This is a genomic window from Flavobacterium sp. 245 (assembly GCF_004362055.1).
GTDB lineage: Bacteria > Bacteroidota > Bacteroidia > Flavobacteriales > Flavobacteriaceae > Flavobacterium.
Genome location: NZ_SNXB01000002.1, coordinates 374,634 through 390,658, shown reverse-complemented (window position 1 = coordinate 390,658; position 16,025 = coordinate 374,634). Strand labels below are relative to the sequence as shown.

Here is a 16,025-nt window from a genome sequence, read left to right as displayed (position 1 = left end):
AGCAATCAGAATTTTAAAGGCTGCAGTAATGATTTTACAGCTACCTTAAATTAATAATTACATTGTGTGAATTAACAATAACTTTATGAGTGATTTGCAGGTTGCGAATGAATTGCAGGGGAGGTTATCAAATTTATAAAAAGTAAAGGTGTAAAGCCTTTTTTTAATGTTTCAAATTATAAAATGAAACAATAAATTAGATGTTGCAACATAAAAACAAGTTGCAATTGAAGGTTTTATTAAATAAGAATTGAAATGAAACTTATTGTTTCAGCAAATCAAAATGTAAATGATTTTGTGAAAATATTGAGAAATAGTATTTGTTTTTACTCTAAAAGAAGAAAAAAACTTTGCCCTTTATTCAAAATAAAGTAGGAAGAAAATGCAGTCATAAAGACGTTCTTTGATCCCCATTTTTCTTTAAGAAAAAAATAACAGATGCGGATTCAATTCTAATGTTATTTTAATGTAGCGCCGAAAATTTCGTCCTAACTTGCACCACTTTAAGAGCAGAAAAATGTTGAGAAAAATTAAAAATAGTATCTTTTGTAAATGCGTTCACGCATTGCTGATCGGCTACTTTTTAATGAACAGTATTAATATGTCTGGCACATTTGCGAGAATTGTAAATAATAATACCGAACAGCATTCTGTAAAAGGAATGACCTGCAATTTCTTAAAAAAAATATTCAAATGTGACAGTATCTCTGAAGAACTGGATGATTACGAAACAAAGGAAACCAAAACAACGAAACAGGCAAAAGGCATTCCGTTATTTGAATATATAATGCCATTTGATTCCTCAATGGCAAATCTGTATTTTCAGGCTAATGCCAAAGACAAAAAATATATTGATAATCCAATTTTCTCTTTTGGATTTCATGGCAAAATTCATTTGCGTCCTCCTCAAAATATTGCGTAAATAGTATTTTTTTCTGATACAAAAAAATGATGTACTAAATCCATAGTATAGGTTTTTTCGTATGTTACTAATTATCTATTAATGTAATATTATACATAAATACATGACACCTTTTAAACGTTTTTACAACTTGCTTACGCTAGATAAGCGCGATGTATATCAAATTATATTTTACGCCGCATTTGCCGGTTTAGTAAATCTTTCGCTTCCTTTAGGAATTCAGGCCATTATCAACTTTATTCAAAGCGGACAACTTAGTGTTTCTTGGATTATCTTGGTAATTCTAGTAACAATTGGAGTTGGTTTTGGTGGCGTTTTGACCATATTACAGCTTCGAATTGTAGAAAACCTGCAACAGCGAATTTTTGTGCGTTCATCGTTTGAGTTCGCCTACAGAATGCCTTTGATTAAATTCAAAGAAATGTATTCGGAATATGCTCCCGAAAAAGCAAACCGATTTTTCGACACGCTTATGGTTCAAAAAGGAACCGCAAAACTGCTTCTTGACTTTTGTACTGCTTTTCTGCAGGTTGGTTTGGGAATCATATTATTGGTTTTATACCATTCCTTTTTTATGGTAATTGGGCTTTTGTTTATAGCTATTTTATACATCATTTTTAAATTTTCATATAAAGATGGTTTGGAAACAAGTCTTAACGAGTCAAAATTTAAATACAAAGTGGCGGCCTGGATTCAGGAAATTGCTCGAAATCGTGAAAGTTTTCGCAAAAAAGGCGGTTTCGAATACGCATTAAAACGTAATGACGGCTATGTGACACAATATGTAGATTACCGCGAAAAACACTTTCAGGTAATGAAAAAACAATACATTCAGCTTACTATTTTTAAAATTATTGTTACAGCTGCCTTGCTGTCTATTGGTGGTTTTCTGGTAATTCACCATCAAATGAACATTGGGCAGTTTGTAGCAGCTGAAATAGTTATTGTATTGTTGATCAACTCGGTAGAAAAAATCATTTTCGGACTGGAATCATTTTATGATGTATTGACATCTGTCGAAAAAATTGGTCAGGTAACTGATATGGAGATTTCATGCATTCCAGAAAAATCAGCAATAAATAAAGGCGGTATTACAATTGAAACCGAAAGTGTTGCTTATAATTATCCGGAACACAATAAAAAATCACTCAAAAATATCAATCTAAAAGTCAATCAAGGAGAAAAAATCATATTGCGCGGAACAAATGGTGCAGGAAAAAGTACACTGCTTCGATTGCTGGCAGGTTTGCTTGAGCCAGAGAGTGGTGCCATGTATGTGACGGATACATTTATGAATCGTCTTGATGAAGATAGTTATAGAGCACAAGCAGGTACTTATTTGCAAGGCGATACGCTTTTTGCAGGTACAATCAGAGAGAATATTCTTTTTGGAAACGAAGCGCTAAACAATGATGATCTAAAATGGGCTTTAGATAGTGTTGGTTTGACACCAGATATTAAAACTTTCCCTAACGGTCTAGAACATCAGGTTCATCCGGGTGGACATGAACTTTCGGCTTCAGATATTCAAAAAATATTGCTTGCCCGAAGTATTGTTCACAAACCTAATATATTATTCCTTGAAGATCCTGTTGATAAAATGGATGAATTAACATCAGGAAAAATTGTTGATTTTTTACTTTCTGAAGAAAATGACTGGACGGTAATCGTAACTTCTAAAAATGATATTTGGAAGAATAAATGCGACCGTATGATAACAATTGACGACGGAAAAATTATTAACGACCTAAAGCTATAATCATGCTCAATATATCTAAAGATAATAATATACTCATCACTCCGGGAAAGTACACTTCTATAACCAGTGTTGCCCGAAGACCTCATTATAAAATTTTAAACAGAGTTATAATCGGATTTTTAGTGTTTTGTGTGGCCTGCCTTTTTCTTCCTTGGACTCAAAATATTTCAGGAAGTGGTGCGGTTACAACATTAAAACCAGATCAAAGACCTCAAACGGTGCACAATGCCATTGCTGGAAGAATCGAGAAATGGTATGTTCAAGAAGGCGATTATGTAAAAAAAGGCGATACGATTGTTTTTATTTCTGAAGTAAAAGAGGATTACCTTGATCCTAATCTTGTTGGTAATACAAAACAACAGGTTGATGCTAAAAAAATGGCTGTCGAATCCTATGGTGACAAAGTAAATTCACTTGAAGTTCAGGCAAAATCGCTTAATACGGAAAGAGAACTAAAACTGCAACAGGCTCAAAATAAAATAAAACAGTCACAGCTTAAAATCAAAAGTGACAGCATGGATTTGGAGGCAGTTAAAACGCAGTTGCGAATTGCCAAAACACAATTCGATCGTTCGACTGCTTTGAATAAAGAAGGCCTAAAACCGATGACAGATGTTGAACAGAAAAGATTGAAACTTCAAGAATCTGAAGCCTATATCATTACACAGCAAAACAAGCTTTTAAGCAGTAAAAACGAATTGATAAATGCCAGAGTCGAAATTAACCGAATTACAGCCGAATATGCTGAGAAAATTTCGAAATCAAGAAGCGATAAATTCACGGCCTTGAGCACGCAATATGATACAGAAGCTCAAGTAAATAAGCTGGAAAATCAATACGTAAACTATAGTCTTAGAAATGGTTTGTATTACATTACAGCACCACAAAGCGGTTATGTAAACCGTGCTTTATTGGCTGGCCTTGGTGAAACTATTAAAGAAGGAACTCCAATTGTGAGTATCATGCCTTCAAGTTATGATATTGCTGTGGAAACCTACGTCGATCCAATTGATCTTCCGCTAGTGCATCGTGGGGCAAAAGTCCGCGTTTGGTTTGACGGATGGCCAAGAATTGTCTTTTCAGGATGGCCTGGATTATCTTACGGTACCTATGGCGGACGAATCGTGGCAATTGAAAATTTCATTAGTTCAAATGGAAAATACAGAGTGCTTATTTCACCAGACGGTGAAGATAATAAATGGCCAAAAGAGTTGAGTATTGGAGCAGGAGCACAAAGTATTGCTTTATTAGAAACGGTTTCGGTATGGTATGAAGTATGGCGAAACCTAAATGGTTTTCCGCCAAATTATTATAAAGCAGATGAAAAAGACGCAAAAAATGACAAGGACAAAAAATAATTTGAAATACGTTGCACGACTGTTTTCTCTTTTGTTTTTATTCGGATTTTCTGTTTTGTATGGTCAGGATTTTAATAAAGAAGAATTGAGTTACAGCGAATTTTTGGGATATGTAAAAAAGTATCATCCGCTGGTAAAACAGGCCAATCTTGAAATAAGCAATGCGCAGGCTACGCTTATGATGGCACGTGGCGGGTTTGATCCAAAAATTGAAGTTGATTACAGTAAAAAAGAGTTTAAAGGAACCGAATATTATTCGTTGCTAAATAGCAGTTTTAAGATTCCAACTTGGTACGGAATCGAAATAAAAGCGGGTTTTGATGATACTGATGGGCAATATTTTAATCCGCAGAACAAAACTCCTGAAGCAGGTTTGACTTCTCTAGGCGTAAGCGTTGCTTTAGGGCAAGGAATGTTCATCAATCAGCGAATGGCCGATGTTAGAGAGGGAAAATTACAGTTGAAATTGAGCGATGCACAGCGAAAATTAAAAGCAATTGAAGTGCTGTATAAAGCCAGCGAAGCGTATTTTGAATGGAGAAAAAGCTATAACGAAGCAGCACTTTATAATAAGTATTTAGGTTTTGCAAGCACGCGTTTTGCAGGTGTGAAAAAATTGATTGAATTGGGCGACGCTCCGGCAATCGACAGCGTTGAAGCTGGAATTACTGTAAGAAACAGACAATTGAATGTTGAAAATGGAAATCTGAAATTAGCTAAAGCCAAATTATATTTATCCAATTATTTATGGATTGAAAATGTTCCGGTTGAGTTAGATGAAATGGTGAAACCAGAAGAAAATTTGATTCAAACATTGGAACAAACCCTGAAAACAGCTGCGATGATGGTAGACGTTGAAAGTTTAGAATCGCATCCTAAAATTCAGGCCTTGGAAACAAAAATGGATATGCTGGAAATCAATAGAAAATTGAAGGCAAATTCATTGCTTCCAAAGTTGAATGTTGGATATAATTATATTTCAGAGCCTTCGTATTGGAGTTCTTTTAATGCTGATGACTATAAGTTTAATGTCGATTTCAGTATTCCGATTTTTTTAAGAAAAGAAAGAGGAAGCCTCAAAATTGCAAAATTCAAAATTCAGGATATTCAGTTTGATATCGAACAGCAAAGACTGGAACTTAAAAATAAAATTAAGGCACAGCAGACTGAAATTTCATCTTTAAAAAGACAAAAAAACGTGATTGATAATTTGGTAAAAGACTATTTGACCATGCTTACTTCAGAGGAAAAACTGTTTTCATTTGGCGAAAGTTCCATTTTCTTGATTAATTCCAGAGAAAACAATCTGGTAAGTGCAAAATTGTCACAAATCAGCATCGAGAATCAGTTCTATATTTCAAATGCTGAATTATATAAAATACTGGCAAATCCAGATTAAAGATAAATTGTTTTTTTACTTAGTTGTTGGTTATATTGAAGAAAACAGCAGTAATTTTTTTACTGCTGTTTTTGTTTTTTTTCAATTTTTAATCTGTTGGATGCAGTTTTTAAACACATAGAAACATAGATTAGAATGCTTAAAAAAGGAGTTTCAATTATTTAAACAAACATAGCTGGCTATGTGTTAGAAACTAGTTTCTTTTTAAACCCTTTCCTTTAAATAAAATCTATGTTTCTATGTGTTTAAATAAAGACGCGCATTCAATCTGAAACGGACTACAATTTTTATAAATGTATTGTTATAACGCATCGCATGGCCCCGAAACCACAATTTATATGGAGTTTTGGTCGAAATGCTTTATCTTTATACGCTTTATTACTTACTAGATGAGCATAGAAATCCCAATTCCAGAAAACGAACTTGAACGTTTAGCAGCCTTAAAACGTTACAATATATTAGACACTCTTCCTGATCATGCTTTCGATGATGCAACAAAACTCGTTTCATACATCTGCGGTGTTCCTATTGCTCATATTTCGTTTATAGACGAAAGCAGACAATGGTTTAAATCTGAAATTGGAATCGGAGTTTCCGAAGTGCCACGCGAAATCAGTTTTTGCAAATACACGATTATGGAGTCTGAAATGGTCGAAATTAACGACACATTTTTGAATGACCGTTTAAAAGATGATCCAAATGTTACCGGCGGTTTTAAAGTTAGATTCTATGCCGGAGTACCGCTTACAACACCCGACGGATTTAATATTGGAACCCTTTGTGCGATCGATCATGTTACTAAAACATTAGATGAAAATCAGCGAAATGCACTTTCAATTATTGCAAAACACGTCATAAATCAGTTAGAAGTTCAGACAAAAAATATTGAGTTAGCCGCTCAGAAAAAAATTGCCGAAAGAGCCGTTTTTGCAAAAGACAGTTTTTTGGCCAATATGAGCCACGAAATCAGAACGCCATTAAATGCAATTATAGGTTTTACAGATCTTTTGGCACAAACAGAACTCGATGAAACACAGCGCGATTATATTGACAGTGTTCAAATTGCAGGCGAAAATCTGCTTTTGATTGTCAATGATATTTTGGATCTTTCTAAAATTGAATCGGGAAATTTAACCATAGATGCAGAACCTTTTAATTTAAAAAAGACACTCAAACATGTCTATAATTTATTAAAAGTAAAAGTTCCAAAAGAAGTAGAATTCAATCTCTTTTTAGATGCCGATATGCCAGACACTGTTGTTGGTGATCAAGTGCGTTTGAATCAGATTTTGGTTAATCTAATAGGCAATGCACTTAAGTTTACACATGATGGAGATGTTACGGTTTCGGTTAAAAAAGTAGGCGAAACCGATGATGATTATTCATTGCGATTTTCGGTTAAAGATACCGGAATAGGTATTCCTGAAGATAAGCTTAAAACTATTTTTGAACGTTTTACCCAAGCGGAAGAAAGTACAACGAGAAAATTTGGAGGCACCGGATTAGGGCTAAATATTGTAAAACAATTAGTTGAATTGCAAAATACTCAAATTCAGGTAAAAAGCAAAGAGGGAAGAGGTTCAGAATTTTTCTTTGTAATTAACTATAAAAAAGCATCAACTATAGCTGCGGCTGTAAAACCTTTATCAAAAAATGAACTCGGCACTTTAAAAATATTGCTTTGCGAAGACAATGTTTTAAACCAAAAATTAGTGCGAAGCGTCATTCATAATTTTGGTTTTGAATTGGATATTGCCGAAAATGGTGAAGAAGGAATTGAACTTTTATCGCAAAATAAATATGATTTAATACTGATGGATCTTCAGATGCCTGTAAAAGATGGTTACCAGACAACAGAATACATCAGAAATGAAATGAATTTAAATATTCCGATTATTGCAATGACGGCACATTCACTTGTGGGGGAACAAGAACGCTGCTATAAGGTTGGAATGGATGCTTATGTGCCAAAACCATTCAAACAGCCAGCACTTTTAAAAGCTATAAAAACGGTAATGAGCAAAGATCATGAACAGGAAAAAAAACGAATTATTGATTTTTCTATTTTAGACGAAATGGCTTGTGGTGACGTGAATTTTAGAAAAGAAATGATTAATCTATTTCTAGAAAAAATTCCAAGCCAGACAGAGCAATTAATCGAAGCATTTAAAAACGGCGAACATGATACCGCAAAAAAACTGGCACATAATATGAAATCCAGTTTAGATATTTTCATGCTGACAGATCTTACTAATTGCTTAAATACTATTGAAGAAGAAGCTTCGTTTGGCGAATTTACATCAGAGACTGCAGATAAAATAAACATTTTGAAATGTGGTATCGAAGAGACCGTTAAAATCTTAAAGGAGCTTTGATTAAAGAAAAATAAGCTTTAGCTTTACAATACACGGATAATATAAATCGAATTTTGCCTCCAAATACAAATACCAATGAGAATAATTTTAGCCGAAGATAATGATATCCTACGCAAATCATTGTCTTTTTTCCTAGAGTCCAAAGGATTTACTGTTGATCAGTTTTCTGACGGAAAAGATGCGCTTGAAGCCATCGAAAAAAATAACTACGACATCATTTTGACCGACATAAATATGCCTGGCATCAGCGGAATGGAAATTACGCAGTATGTCAGAGAAACTATTAATTCGGATATTCCTATCATTATACTTACTTCTTCTGGTGTTGAGCAAACGGAACTGGACTCTTTTGATATTGGTGCAAATGAATTTATTGCAAAACCAATTAGCCCCGCTGTTCTTTTAGTACGAATTAATAAGCTATTAAAAATCAAAGCTTAATGAAGTATTTATATTATTCCATTCTTCTGCTGTTTGTTTCTGCGGTTTCTTTTGCACAAGAAATAAATATTGACGCAGTTCTGGCTCAGGCAAGACAAGAAACCGAAAAAAACAATTTTGATAAAGCTTTGTCATTAATTGAGCCTTTGCGCGCAAAATTTCCTGAAAATGAAGATATTCAGGTTTTTGAAGGACGAATTTACAGCTGGAAAAAAGACTATACGAAGTCGATAAAAATATTGACGCCATTAACAGATAAAGCGAACCCAAATCCGGATGCTTTGCTGGCAATTATCAACACCTATTTTTGGTCAGAACAATATGAAAAATGTATTATTTACTGTGATAAATATTTGGCAATAGACTCAAAATCTACAGCTGTTATAAAGATTAAAGCTTCCTGTCTTGAAAAACTGAATCGTGATCAAGAAGCCTTAGAAATTATAGAAAAAGCATCATTGGCAGACAATAGCACTCAGCCATTTAGAGGCATTCGTACACTTATTGGCAAAAAAGCTAAAAATGCTGTTTCTGCTTCTTATCTAAATATTTCAACTTCAAATCCGGGGCAGTCGCCTTTGCATTATGGCTATGTCGAGTATTCACATAAATTCAGTAGTGCAGCAATTGTTGGAAGGGCAAATGTGGGCCATGTAAATAATGATACCGAAATGCTTTTTGAAACTGATTTTTATCAGACTTTCAAAAACAAAAGCTATTTGTATGCAAATGCAGGACTTTCAACAGGCGAAACTGTTTTTCCTGTCGGAAAAGCGGGTTTAGAATATTATTTTGCGCCGGTTAAAAAATTTGATTTTGCATTTGGAGCCAGATTCATGCATTTTGAATCAGATGATATAACATTGCTTACAGGTCAAGTTGCGTATAATTCGGGTAATTATACATTTGCTTACCGACCTTATTATGACACAGGAAACGCCTTGTTTTCGCATGTTTTGAGTGTTCAGAACGTTAATGAGGAAAAAGAAAACCTGATCCGATTTGAACTTCAATACGGAACAGTTCCGTATTTATATCTCTATAATGGTTTTACTCAGCCTTTAAAAGCTTACCGCGCTGGTTTGCAATATCAACATCGTATTGGTGAATCGTTTTTTGTGCGCCCCGTTTTTCTTTACGAATACGAAGAATATTTGCCGGATGAGTATAGAAACCGATTCAATGTTCAGTTAATTGTTACTAAACGCTTTTAATATGGTAAAAGTTTGGGAACTTTATGAGAAAGGCGATTGGGTTATACCGTTTCTGATTTTTTCGATCAGCTTGTTTGTTGGTGCCTCCATTATTTTATATCTGATAATTATTTGGAGCCGAAATAAAAAAATAAAAAGAGCCCGATTAAGAACAGAATACAGTTTATTGATTGAAAAAATGATGTCGGCAGTAGTTTTTGAAAATGTCGCGTTTTCTGTTGTAAAAGAGGATAAAGAAGTTGGCGTGCTTTTCAAAAATAACTTTTTTAGGGAAACTGTAATGGAAACAATTATAAATCTTCATAAAAATTATGACGGCGTTTATGCTCAAAAATTGGAACAGTTTTATAAAGATTCAGGGTTAATAAACGATTCGTTTAAAAGACTTAAAAACCTGAGTTGGGAAATAAAATGCAAAGGAATTACTGAACTTTCAGAATTTAATATTACCGAAGCTTTTGAAAAGATTATAACATTTTCTAAAAAGAAAAAAAAGACTTTAAAAATCACGGCAATTAACGCAGGTATTAAACTTGCGGGAACAAAAGGTATTGTAAATCTTGTAGAACATCCTGATCCTATTGACGATTGGACGCAGGTGAATATTATAGGTGCTTTTAAAAAACACGACATAGGCGACACAAAAGGTGTTGAGCTTTTATTAGAATCAAAAAATACAACAGTTGTCACGCTTGGATTGAAACTTATAAAAGAATTGAAACTTACACAGAAAGTTTCGTATGTAGCACAATTAGTTGAGAAGGCTCCAAATACAGCAATCAAGTACGAAGCGCAAAATGTATTGCAGTCATTAACTGTTTAATTATAAGTCAATGGATTTTTTAAATAACGAATTAACATGGTTTCTGTATCTTTACATAGTCCTAATCTTGGGTTATGCAATATTGATCATGTCTTCGTACCTAATATTAGCCTATCTTTCTTCAAGAGCTCTTAAAAGCTATCTTAAAAAAAATAGTTTTGTTGATTATGATGTACTTCTTAAAAGTGAATTTGCACCTAAACTTTCTTTAATTGCGCCCGCTTACAACGAAGGTTTTACTATTGAAGAAAATGTAAAGTCTTTACTTTCTTTGAATTATAATAATTACGAGGTTATTGTAGTAAATGACGGAAGCAAGGATAACTCTATGGAAATCCTGATCAAAACATATGATCTTGTTTTGACAGAATTTGATTTTCACGAGCAGATTGAAACTAAAAAACTCAAAGGAATTTATATTTCCAGAAACGCTGCATTCAAAAAATTAATTGTAGCCGATAAAGAAAATGGAGGCAAAGCCGATGCCTTAAATGTTGGATTAAACATTGCGCAAAACCCCTATGTAGTGTGTATTGATGTTGATTGCATTTTAGATAAAGATTCTCTTTTAAAACTGGCAAAACCGTTTTTAGAATCGTACGAAAAACGTATCATCGCGACAGGCGGTGTGGTTAGAATTGCAAATCAGTGTATTATTAAAAATGGCCGTTTGGTCGAAGTTAATATTCCTGATAATATGATTGCGAGGATTCAGGTTCTTGAATATTTGCGCGCTTTTCTTTTAGGAAGAATGGCGTGGGGCAGACTCGATGGGCTTTTGCTTATCAGTGGAGCATTTGGTGCTTTTGATAAAGAAATTGCTTTGCTTGCTGGCGGTTACAGCACAAAAACCGTAGGGGAAGACATGGAACTTGTCGTGCGTATGCGCCGTTATATGCTCGAAAATAAATTACCCTATTCAGTAAGTTATATTCCAGATCCGTTATGTTGGACAGAAGCTCCCGAAGATTTTAAAATATTCAAAAAACAACGAAGCCGCTGGATGAGAGGAACAATCGAAACACTAAGTTTTCATAAAAGAATGTTCCTGAATCCGAAATACAAACAGTTAGGAATGCTCAGCGTGCCTTATTGGACTTTATTTGAATTTCTTGCTCCAGGTATTGAGTTTATTGGTCTTGTTATTACACTTGTATTTATATTTTGCGGTTTGCTGAATTGGCATTTTTTCCTTTTGCTGTTGCTTTTTGTCTACAGTTTTGCTGTCTTCTTTTCGGTTTTGGCACTTTTCAGCGAGGAGCGTACATTTCACAAATACCCAAAACATGTTGATTTTTTCAAATTGCTTCTGGCAGCTTTTATTGAGCCTTTTTATTTTCATCCATTAACGGTTTATGCCGCTTTAGTTGGTTATAAAGAAAAAGTAATGGGAACTAAAGGTTGGGGCGAAATGACCAGAAAAGGATTTACCAAAAAAGAATAATTGATTATAATAAAAAAGCTGAAATTCAACATTTCAGCTTTTTTATTTGGTTGTAAATTTAATGACTTATTCCGTAAATAAAACTGTTCCACCATTTGCAGAAAGTTCCAGATTGTAAGAACCTTTTTCTAGTTTTTTAGTACTGAATTTTGATTCCTGACCTTCGCCATCACTTATTATAGAAACATTTTTGCCCTTCAGCATTGGTAAATTTACTGTGATAGTTTTTGCTTTATTTTCACCGTTAATGGCAGCAACGTACCATTTTGTGTTTTTTCTGCGGGCAATTACGCAATATTTTCCTGGATAACCGTCTATAAAAACTGTTTCGTCCCAAACGGTTGGAACATTTTTTAAATAATCAAATAGGTAAGCTGGCTTTTCAGTCAAATTTTCAGGTGTTAATCCCCAATGTTGAACGGCCGAAAAGAAGACAATTGCTGTTGCCATTTCAAAAGCATCTGTCGTTCGGCGTATAGTACCTTTGTTTGGTTCACGATTGAAACGTTTGTTTAGAAAAACAGGTCCAAAATCCATTGAAGCAACGGTATTTCTTGTAAAAGGATAAATTGTTGCAGTTGAAGGATATCGATCACTAAATGCTTGTTGAAATACTAAATTTTCAGAGGCTAGAACGGCCTCACTTGTCATATAATTAGGATACATTCGTTCCCAGCCTCGAGGCAATGTAGCGCCATGAAAATTGATATTCAGTCCAAATTCTGCTGCATCTGTAAGTATATCATGATAAAGTTTCATTGTTTCCTGTTTGTCTCCGCCAAAGAAATCTATTTTTAAACCTTTTACACCAATTTCTTGCAGCCATTTCATTTCTTCACGTCTGACTTCTTGTGTATTCATTTTGTTTTTTGGCGTTTGTGGAGCAGTGTTCCAATTGCCGTTAGAATTGTACCAAAGCAAAACGCCTACATTTTTTGATTTTGCATAATCGACTAATTCAGCCATTTTTTCTTTTCCAATATTCACATCCCAAAGCGCATCAATTAAAATAAATTCGCATTTCATATCCGCTGCTAGATCAATAAAGGTTTTTTGATCTTTGTAGTTGCAGCTTTCATCTTGCCACACAATCCAGCTCCAGCTTGCGCGTCCGGCATTGAATATTTTTGAAGTTTTTATAAGCGGCTTTACTACGTCTGTTGATGCTGTTGATTCGACAATTGGTTTTAAGGTTTTACCCAATGTTATTGTTTTCCATGAAGTCTGCATGGGCAAAATTCCAGATGCAGTCGTGGCTCCTTGATGGTTATTTTCGGCTTCCTGCGGAAAATTAATTGTATAAATTCCGTCTGAAGATGCATCACTCAATCGAGTTCCTGGATAATTGCCATTTATGCCAGTTTCAGAAATTAAAATCCAGCCTTTATCTTCAACATGAAAAAGTGCTGGAAAAGTAAATCCTAATCCGTATTGCGATTTTGTTGCAATAGATGCTTCTCTGGTATATTCTTCTTCATAAGATGGTTTTGTTTTTTCCCAACCACTTAACGGAGGAGCCTGCGGTGTAATAAATGTGGTGGATTGTAAAGGAAGTTTAAAACCAGTAATTTCTTTTTCAATAATGCACTTTCCATTATTTTTTGTGGTTTTCGGAATCAAATAACTAAAAGCAATATCTGTATTGGTAACTCTGAAAATAATATTTATCGTGTCATTAGTCGAATTTTTAAAGATGTAATTGATTTCATTTGCCTTATAATTCACCTGACTTACTTTAGAACGATTTAATTTATATGATTCTTGAATTTTAGCTGTTTTGCTGCCAATCAATTTAAGTTCTTTTGTAAAATCGCCCGCGGAACTTGATAATCCTAAAGGTGACTTTTTTAGAAATTCCTCTTTCTGATAAAATACTTGGAAGTAGGCAAGGCCGTTATCTAGAGAAATTTCAAGTTTAATATTTTTATCGGGACTTAATGTTGAAAGTTGTTGTGCTTGAAGCGAATTTGAAATTGTAAATAGAAGAAAACTAATAAAAAGATATCTCATTTTTGTGGTGTTTTGGTTGGTTAGGATAGTAGAAAGTTTTTGAAAACATTAATAAGTGTAAAAATAACACTATTTTCGCAGAAAAATATAACGGGAAAGAAAGTATTTGATAAATATTGATTTTGGATTGAAATACTTTTTAAACGAAGAGTGTTGATAATTAAATATTTACAGTCATAAAAATACACCTTTTGGAGTATTTTTTATGATTTATAATTGAGCTAATTTCGTAGAGATCAATAATAAAAAAAATGCCGATTTCTTTTCCTAATCTTTAAAACAAAAGATATGATCACTTATATATCAGAAAACAGTTTAGTAGATATCATTTTATTAACCTTTATTGTTTTGGGATTTGCGGTCTGTTTATTTATTTTTAGAAGAACAGTTTTGACTTTTAGAAAAGAAAAAATAAATGGTGAAGCTTCTTCTATGAATTCTGAAAAACAGTTAATTGAATCAGAGAAATATTAAATTTCTTGATTAAAAAATAGGTTTAATTGGATGGTCAAAAACAGTAGTAGTAAACGAAGTATTTAGATAAAAATCACATTTTGGCATTCGTTCTTTTAAAATAAAACCTTTTTCGGTTATGTTTTCTTCTGTTTCCCCAGAGGATAAAAAGACTTCTCTAAGGCTTTGATTATTCAAATTTTCACATAAATCAGAAAGTGTAATATTGGTTTTGGTGATATTTAGACTTTCTAAATCCTTCATTTCATTAAAATAGGGAATACTGGATTTTGTAATTCCAACATGCTTTCTTAAATAAAGCGTTTTTAAATTTTTAAAACCGCACATATATTTAACTCCTTCGCTTGTAACCAAAGTTTCTTTGAGATGAATTTCTTCTATAGAAAGCACTCTCAGACTCAAAAAATAAATAAATTCATCGTCACAATCTGAATCAACTGCTTTAAAAATATCCCAGTCTACCGGAATATCATTCCTGTTTTTGATACCGTAATGGCGTTGCCAAAATTTTTTTTCGTCTTTGGGTAATTTCATCGCTCTATTAAAAAACTAAAGCAAATTAATAAATAATAATGACTTACTGCGGAATATAAATGTCAAAAGTAGCACCTTTCATAGGTTGTGCCGATGCCATAATTACTCCGTTGTGATTTTCAACTATTTTTTTCACAATCGCAAGGCCAATTCCGGTTCCATCATAAGTATCTCTGGTGTGAAGACGTTGAAAAACACCAAATATTTTTTCACTGTGTTCTGGTTCAAAGCCTATTCCGTTATCTTGAAAACTAATATGGCAGTAATTTTCCAGCGGAACCAATTTGTCATTATGCAAATCCTTGCCCGTTGCCATTCGGCTTTTGATTGTAATTTGAAGCGGAATTTCCTTTTGCGAAAATTTGAGCGAATTATTTATTAGATTTTCAAGAAGCTGAATAAATAAAAACGGAATAATATTGACTTTTCCATGCAAATCAGTGGTAATTAAGGCATTTTTCTCTTTAATGTTTTCCTTAAGCGCTTCTTTTACATTATCAACAATAATTTCAAGATCGGTATTTTCGTAAATACGATCGATGATATTGGTTCTTGAAAAAGCCAAAAGATCATTGATTAATTCCCGCATTCGATTTGTAGAATACAAAATTCGGTCAAATTTTAATCTTCCGTCAGGACTTAAATTGTCGTATTCTTTTGCGAGAATAATGTTCGAAAAAGTCTGGATTTTTCTTAGCGGTTCCTGAAGATCATGACTTGAAATATGGGTAAATGCATCAAGTTCTGTATTTTTTCTTTTTAGTTCGTTCGCATATTTTTCGATGGCAAGATATTGTGAAGCCAAATCTTCATTGGCTTTTGTAATCTTGGCGTTTAGCGCGTTTGTTTCTTCTTCTTTAATTTGTAATTCCCGATTTTTTTTATACAATTCTGTAAAAACCATAACTTTAGCCTTAAGAATCTCGGCAGATAATGGTTTGATCATATAGTCGACTGCACCAGATTGATATCCTTTAAAAATATAATCTGAAGTATTCATATTGGCCGTAAGGAAAATAATAGGCACATGTTTTAGTTTATCACTTTGGCGAATGAGTTCAGCGGTTTCAAATCCATCCATAAGAGGCATTTGCACATCCATCAAGATAATAGCAAAATCCTGGTTTTTCAGGAGAATTCGCAAGGCATCTTTGCCCGATGATGCTTCGACAAATTGATAACCCATATTGGCCAAAATAACCTGAAGCGAAAGTAGATTTTCCTTTTTATCATCAACTAATAATATTTTAATAGGAGTTTGTTCCATTTTGT

General features: G+C 33.6%; 13 protein-coding genes. 10 read left to right on the top strand and 3 right to left on the bottom strand.

The features are described 5' to 3' along the window. Nucleotides 1-601: 601 nt before the first annotated feature. The 9 genes from EV145_RS05005 (at nucleotide 602) to EV145_RS04965 (ending at nucleotide 11,735) form a co-directional block, all read left to right on the top strand. Complete coding sequence (locus EV145_RS05005; RefSeq protein ID WP_243739200.1) at nucleotides 602-922, top strand: hypothetical protein; 321 nt, start codon at nucleotides 602-604, stop codon at nucleotides 920-922. 103 nt (nucleotides 923-1,025) lie between these two features. Beyond that, nucleotides 1,026-2,681: a peptidase domain-containing ABC transporter gene (locus EV145_RS05000; RefSeq protein WP_133524119.1), complete on the top strand. Its 1,656-nt coding sequence runs from the start codon at nucleotides 1,026-1,028 to the stop codon at nucleotides 2,679-2,681. Nucleotides 2,682-2,683: 2 nt separating this feature from the next. Continuing rightward, a complete protein-coding gene (locus tag EV145_RS04995; protein ID WP_133524118.1) occupies nucleotides 2,684-4,039 on the top strand; it encodes an HlyD family secretion protein in 1,356 nt (451 codons plus the stop codon). Beyond that, nucleotides 4,020-5,438: a TolC family protein gene (locus EV145_RS04990; protein WP_133524117.1), complete on the top strand. Its 1,419-nt coding sequence runs from the start codon at nucleotides 4,020-4,022 to the stop codon at nucleotides 5,436-5,438. Before EV145_RS04995 ends, EV145_RS04990 begins: the two co-directional genes overlap by 20 nt. Before the next feature lie 389 nt (nucleotides 5,439-5,827). Continuing rightward, entirely contained in the window at nucleotides 5,828-7,813 is a 1,986-nt protein-coding gene (locus EV145_RS04985) for an ATP-binding protein (RefSeq protein WP_133524116.1), read from the top strand. Between the two features lie 75 nt (nucleotides 7,814-7,888). Beyond that, the gene (locus tag EV145_RS04980) at nucleotides 7,889-8,254 is read left to right on the top strand and encodes a response regulator transcription factor (protein ID WP_133524115.1); all 366 of its coding nucleotides are present in this window, start codon (nucleotides 7,889-7,891) and stop codon (nucleotides 8,252-8,254) included. Then, nucleotides 8,254-9,468 (top strand): YaiO family outer membrane beta-barrel protein, encoded by a 1,215-nt coding sequence (locus tag EV145_RS04975; protein WP_133524114.1) that lies wholly within the window; start codon nucleotides 8,254-8,256, stop codon nucleotides 9,466-9,468. The genes EV145_RS04980 and EV145_RS04975 overlap by 1 nt, the downstream gene beginning before the upstream one ends. A 1-nt stretch (nucleotide 9,469) precedes the next feature. Continuing rightward, entirely contained in the window at nucleotides 9,470-10,291 is an 822-nt protein-coding gene (locus tag EV145_RS04970; protein ID WP_133524113.1) for a hypothetical protein, read from the top strand. Between the two features lie 10 nt (nucleotides 10,292-10,301). Beyond that, nucleotides 10,302-11,735, top strand: a complete 1,434-nt coding sequence (locus tag EV145_RS04965; RefSeq protein ID WP_133524112.1) for a glycosyltransferase family 2 protein — start codon at nucleotides 10,302-10,304, stop codon at nucleotides 11,733-11,735. A gap of 66 nt (nucleotides 11,736-11,801) precedes the next feature. Here EV145_RS04965 and EV145_RS04960 read toward each other — a convergent pair whose 3' ends face one another. Beyond that, a complete protein-coding gene (locus tag EV145_RS04960) occupies nucleotides 11,802-13,745 on the bottom strand; it encodes a glycoside hydrolase family 97 protein (RefSeq protein WP_133524111.1) in 1,944 nt (647 codons plus the stop codon). Nucleotides 13,746-14,033: 288 nt separating this feature from the next. Between EV145_RS04960 and EV145_RS04955 the strand changes: the two genes are divergently transcribed. Beyond that, nucleotides 14,034-14,219 (top strand): hypothetical protein, encoded by a 186-nt coding sequence (locus EV145_RS04955; protein ID WP_133524110.1) that lies wholly within the window; start codon nucleotides 14,034-14,036, stop codon nucleotides 14,217-14,219. Between the two features lie 9 nt (nucleotides 14,220-14,228). On the opposite strand, the gene EV145_RS04950 is transcribed toward EV145_RS04955, so the two are convergent. Together EV145_RS04950 and EV145_RS04945 are read right to left on the bottom strand one after the other, a co-directional pair. Beyond that, complete coding sequence (locus tag EV145_RS04950) at nucleotides 14,229-14,753, bottom strand: hypothetical protein (RefSeq protein WP_133524109.1); 525 nt, start codon at nucleotides 14,751-14,753, stop codon at nucleotides 14,229-14,231. Between the two features lie 43 nt (nucleotides 14,754-14,796). Then, on the bottom strand, nucleotides 14,797-16,020 hold the full coding sequence (locus EV145_RS04945; protein WP_133524108.1) for a hybrid sensor histidine kinase/response regulator: 1,224 nt from the start codon (nucleotides 16,018-16,020) through the stop codon (nucleotides 14,797-14,799). Between the last annotated feature and the right edge of the window lie 5 nt (nucleotides 16,021-16,025).

Excerpts from the sequence above, each read along its gene's own strand:
- EV145_RS04970 (WP_133524113.1), top strand. The coding sequence starts at position 9,470 with ATGGTAAAAGTTTGGGAACTTTATGAGAAAGGCGATTGGGTTATACCG.
- EV145_RS04985 (WP_133524116.1), top strand. The coding sequence starts at position 5,828 with ATGAGCATAGAAATCCCAATTCCAGAAAACGAACTTGAACGTTTAGCA.
- EV145_RS04975 (WP_133524114.1), top strand. The coding sequence starts at position 8,254 with ATGAAGTATTTATATTATTCCATTCTTCTGCTGTTTGTTTCTGCGGTT.
- EV145_RS04980 (WP_133524115.1), top strand. The coding sequence starts at position 7,889 with ATGAGAATAATTTTAGCCGAAGATAATGATATCCTACGCAAATCATTG.
- EV145_RS04995 (WP_133524118.1), top strand. The coding sequence starts at position 2,684 with ATGCTCAATATATCTAAAGATAATAATATACTCATCACTCCGGGAAAG.
- EV145_RS04950 (WP_133524109.1), bottom strand. The coding sequence starts at position 14,753 with ATGAAATTACCCAAAGACGAAAAAAAATTTTGGCAACGCCATTACGGT.
- EV145_RS04945 (WP_133524108.1), bottom strand. The coding sequence starts at position 16,020 with ATGGAACAAACTCCTATTAAAATATTATTAGTTGATGATAAAAAGGAA.
- EV145_RS04965 (WP_133524112.1), top strand. The coding sequence starts at position 10,302 with ATGGATTTTTTAAATAACGAATTAACATGGTTTCTGTATCTTTACATA.
- EV145_RS04990 (WP_133524117.1), top strand. The coding sequence starts at position 4,020 with ATGACAAGGACAAAAAATAATTTGAAATACGTTGCACGACTGTTTTCT.
- EV145_RS05000 (WP_133524119.1), top strand. The coding sequence starts at position 1,026 with ATGACACCTTTTAAACGTTTTTACAACTTGCTTACGCTAGATAAGCGC.
- EV145_RS04955 (WP_133524110.1), top strand. The coding sequence starts at position 14,034 with ATGATCACTTATATATCAGAAAACAGTTTAGTAGATATCATTTTATTA.
- EV145_RS04960 (WP_133524111.1), bottom strand. The coding sequence starts at position 13,745 with ATGAGATATCTTTTTATTAGTTTTCTTCTATTTACAATTTCAAATTCG.
- EV145_RS05005 (WP_243739200.1), top strand. The coding sequence starts at position 602 with ATGTCTGGCACATTTGCGAGAATTGTAAATAATAATACCGAACAGCAT.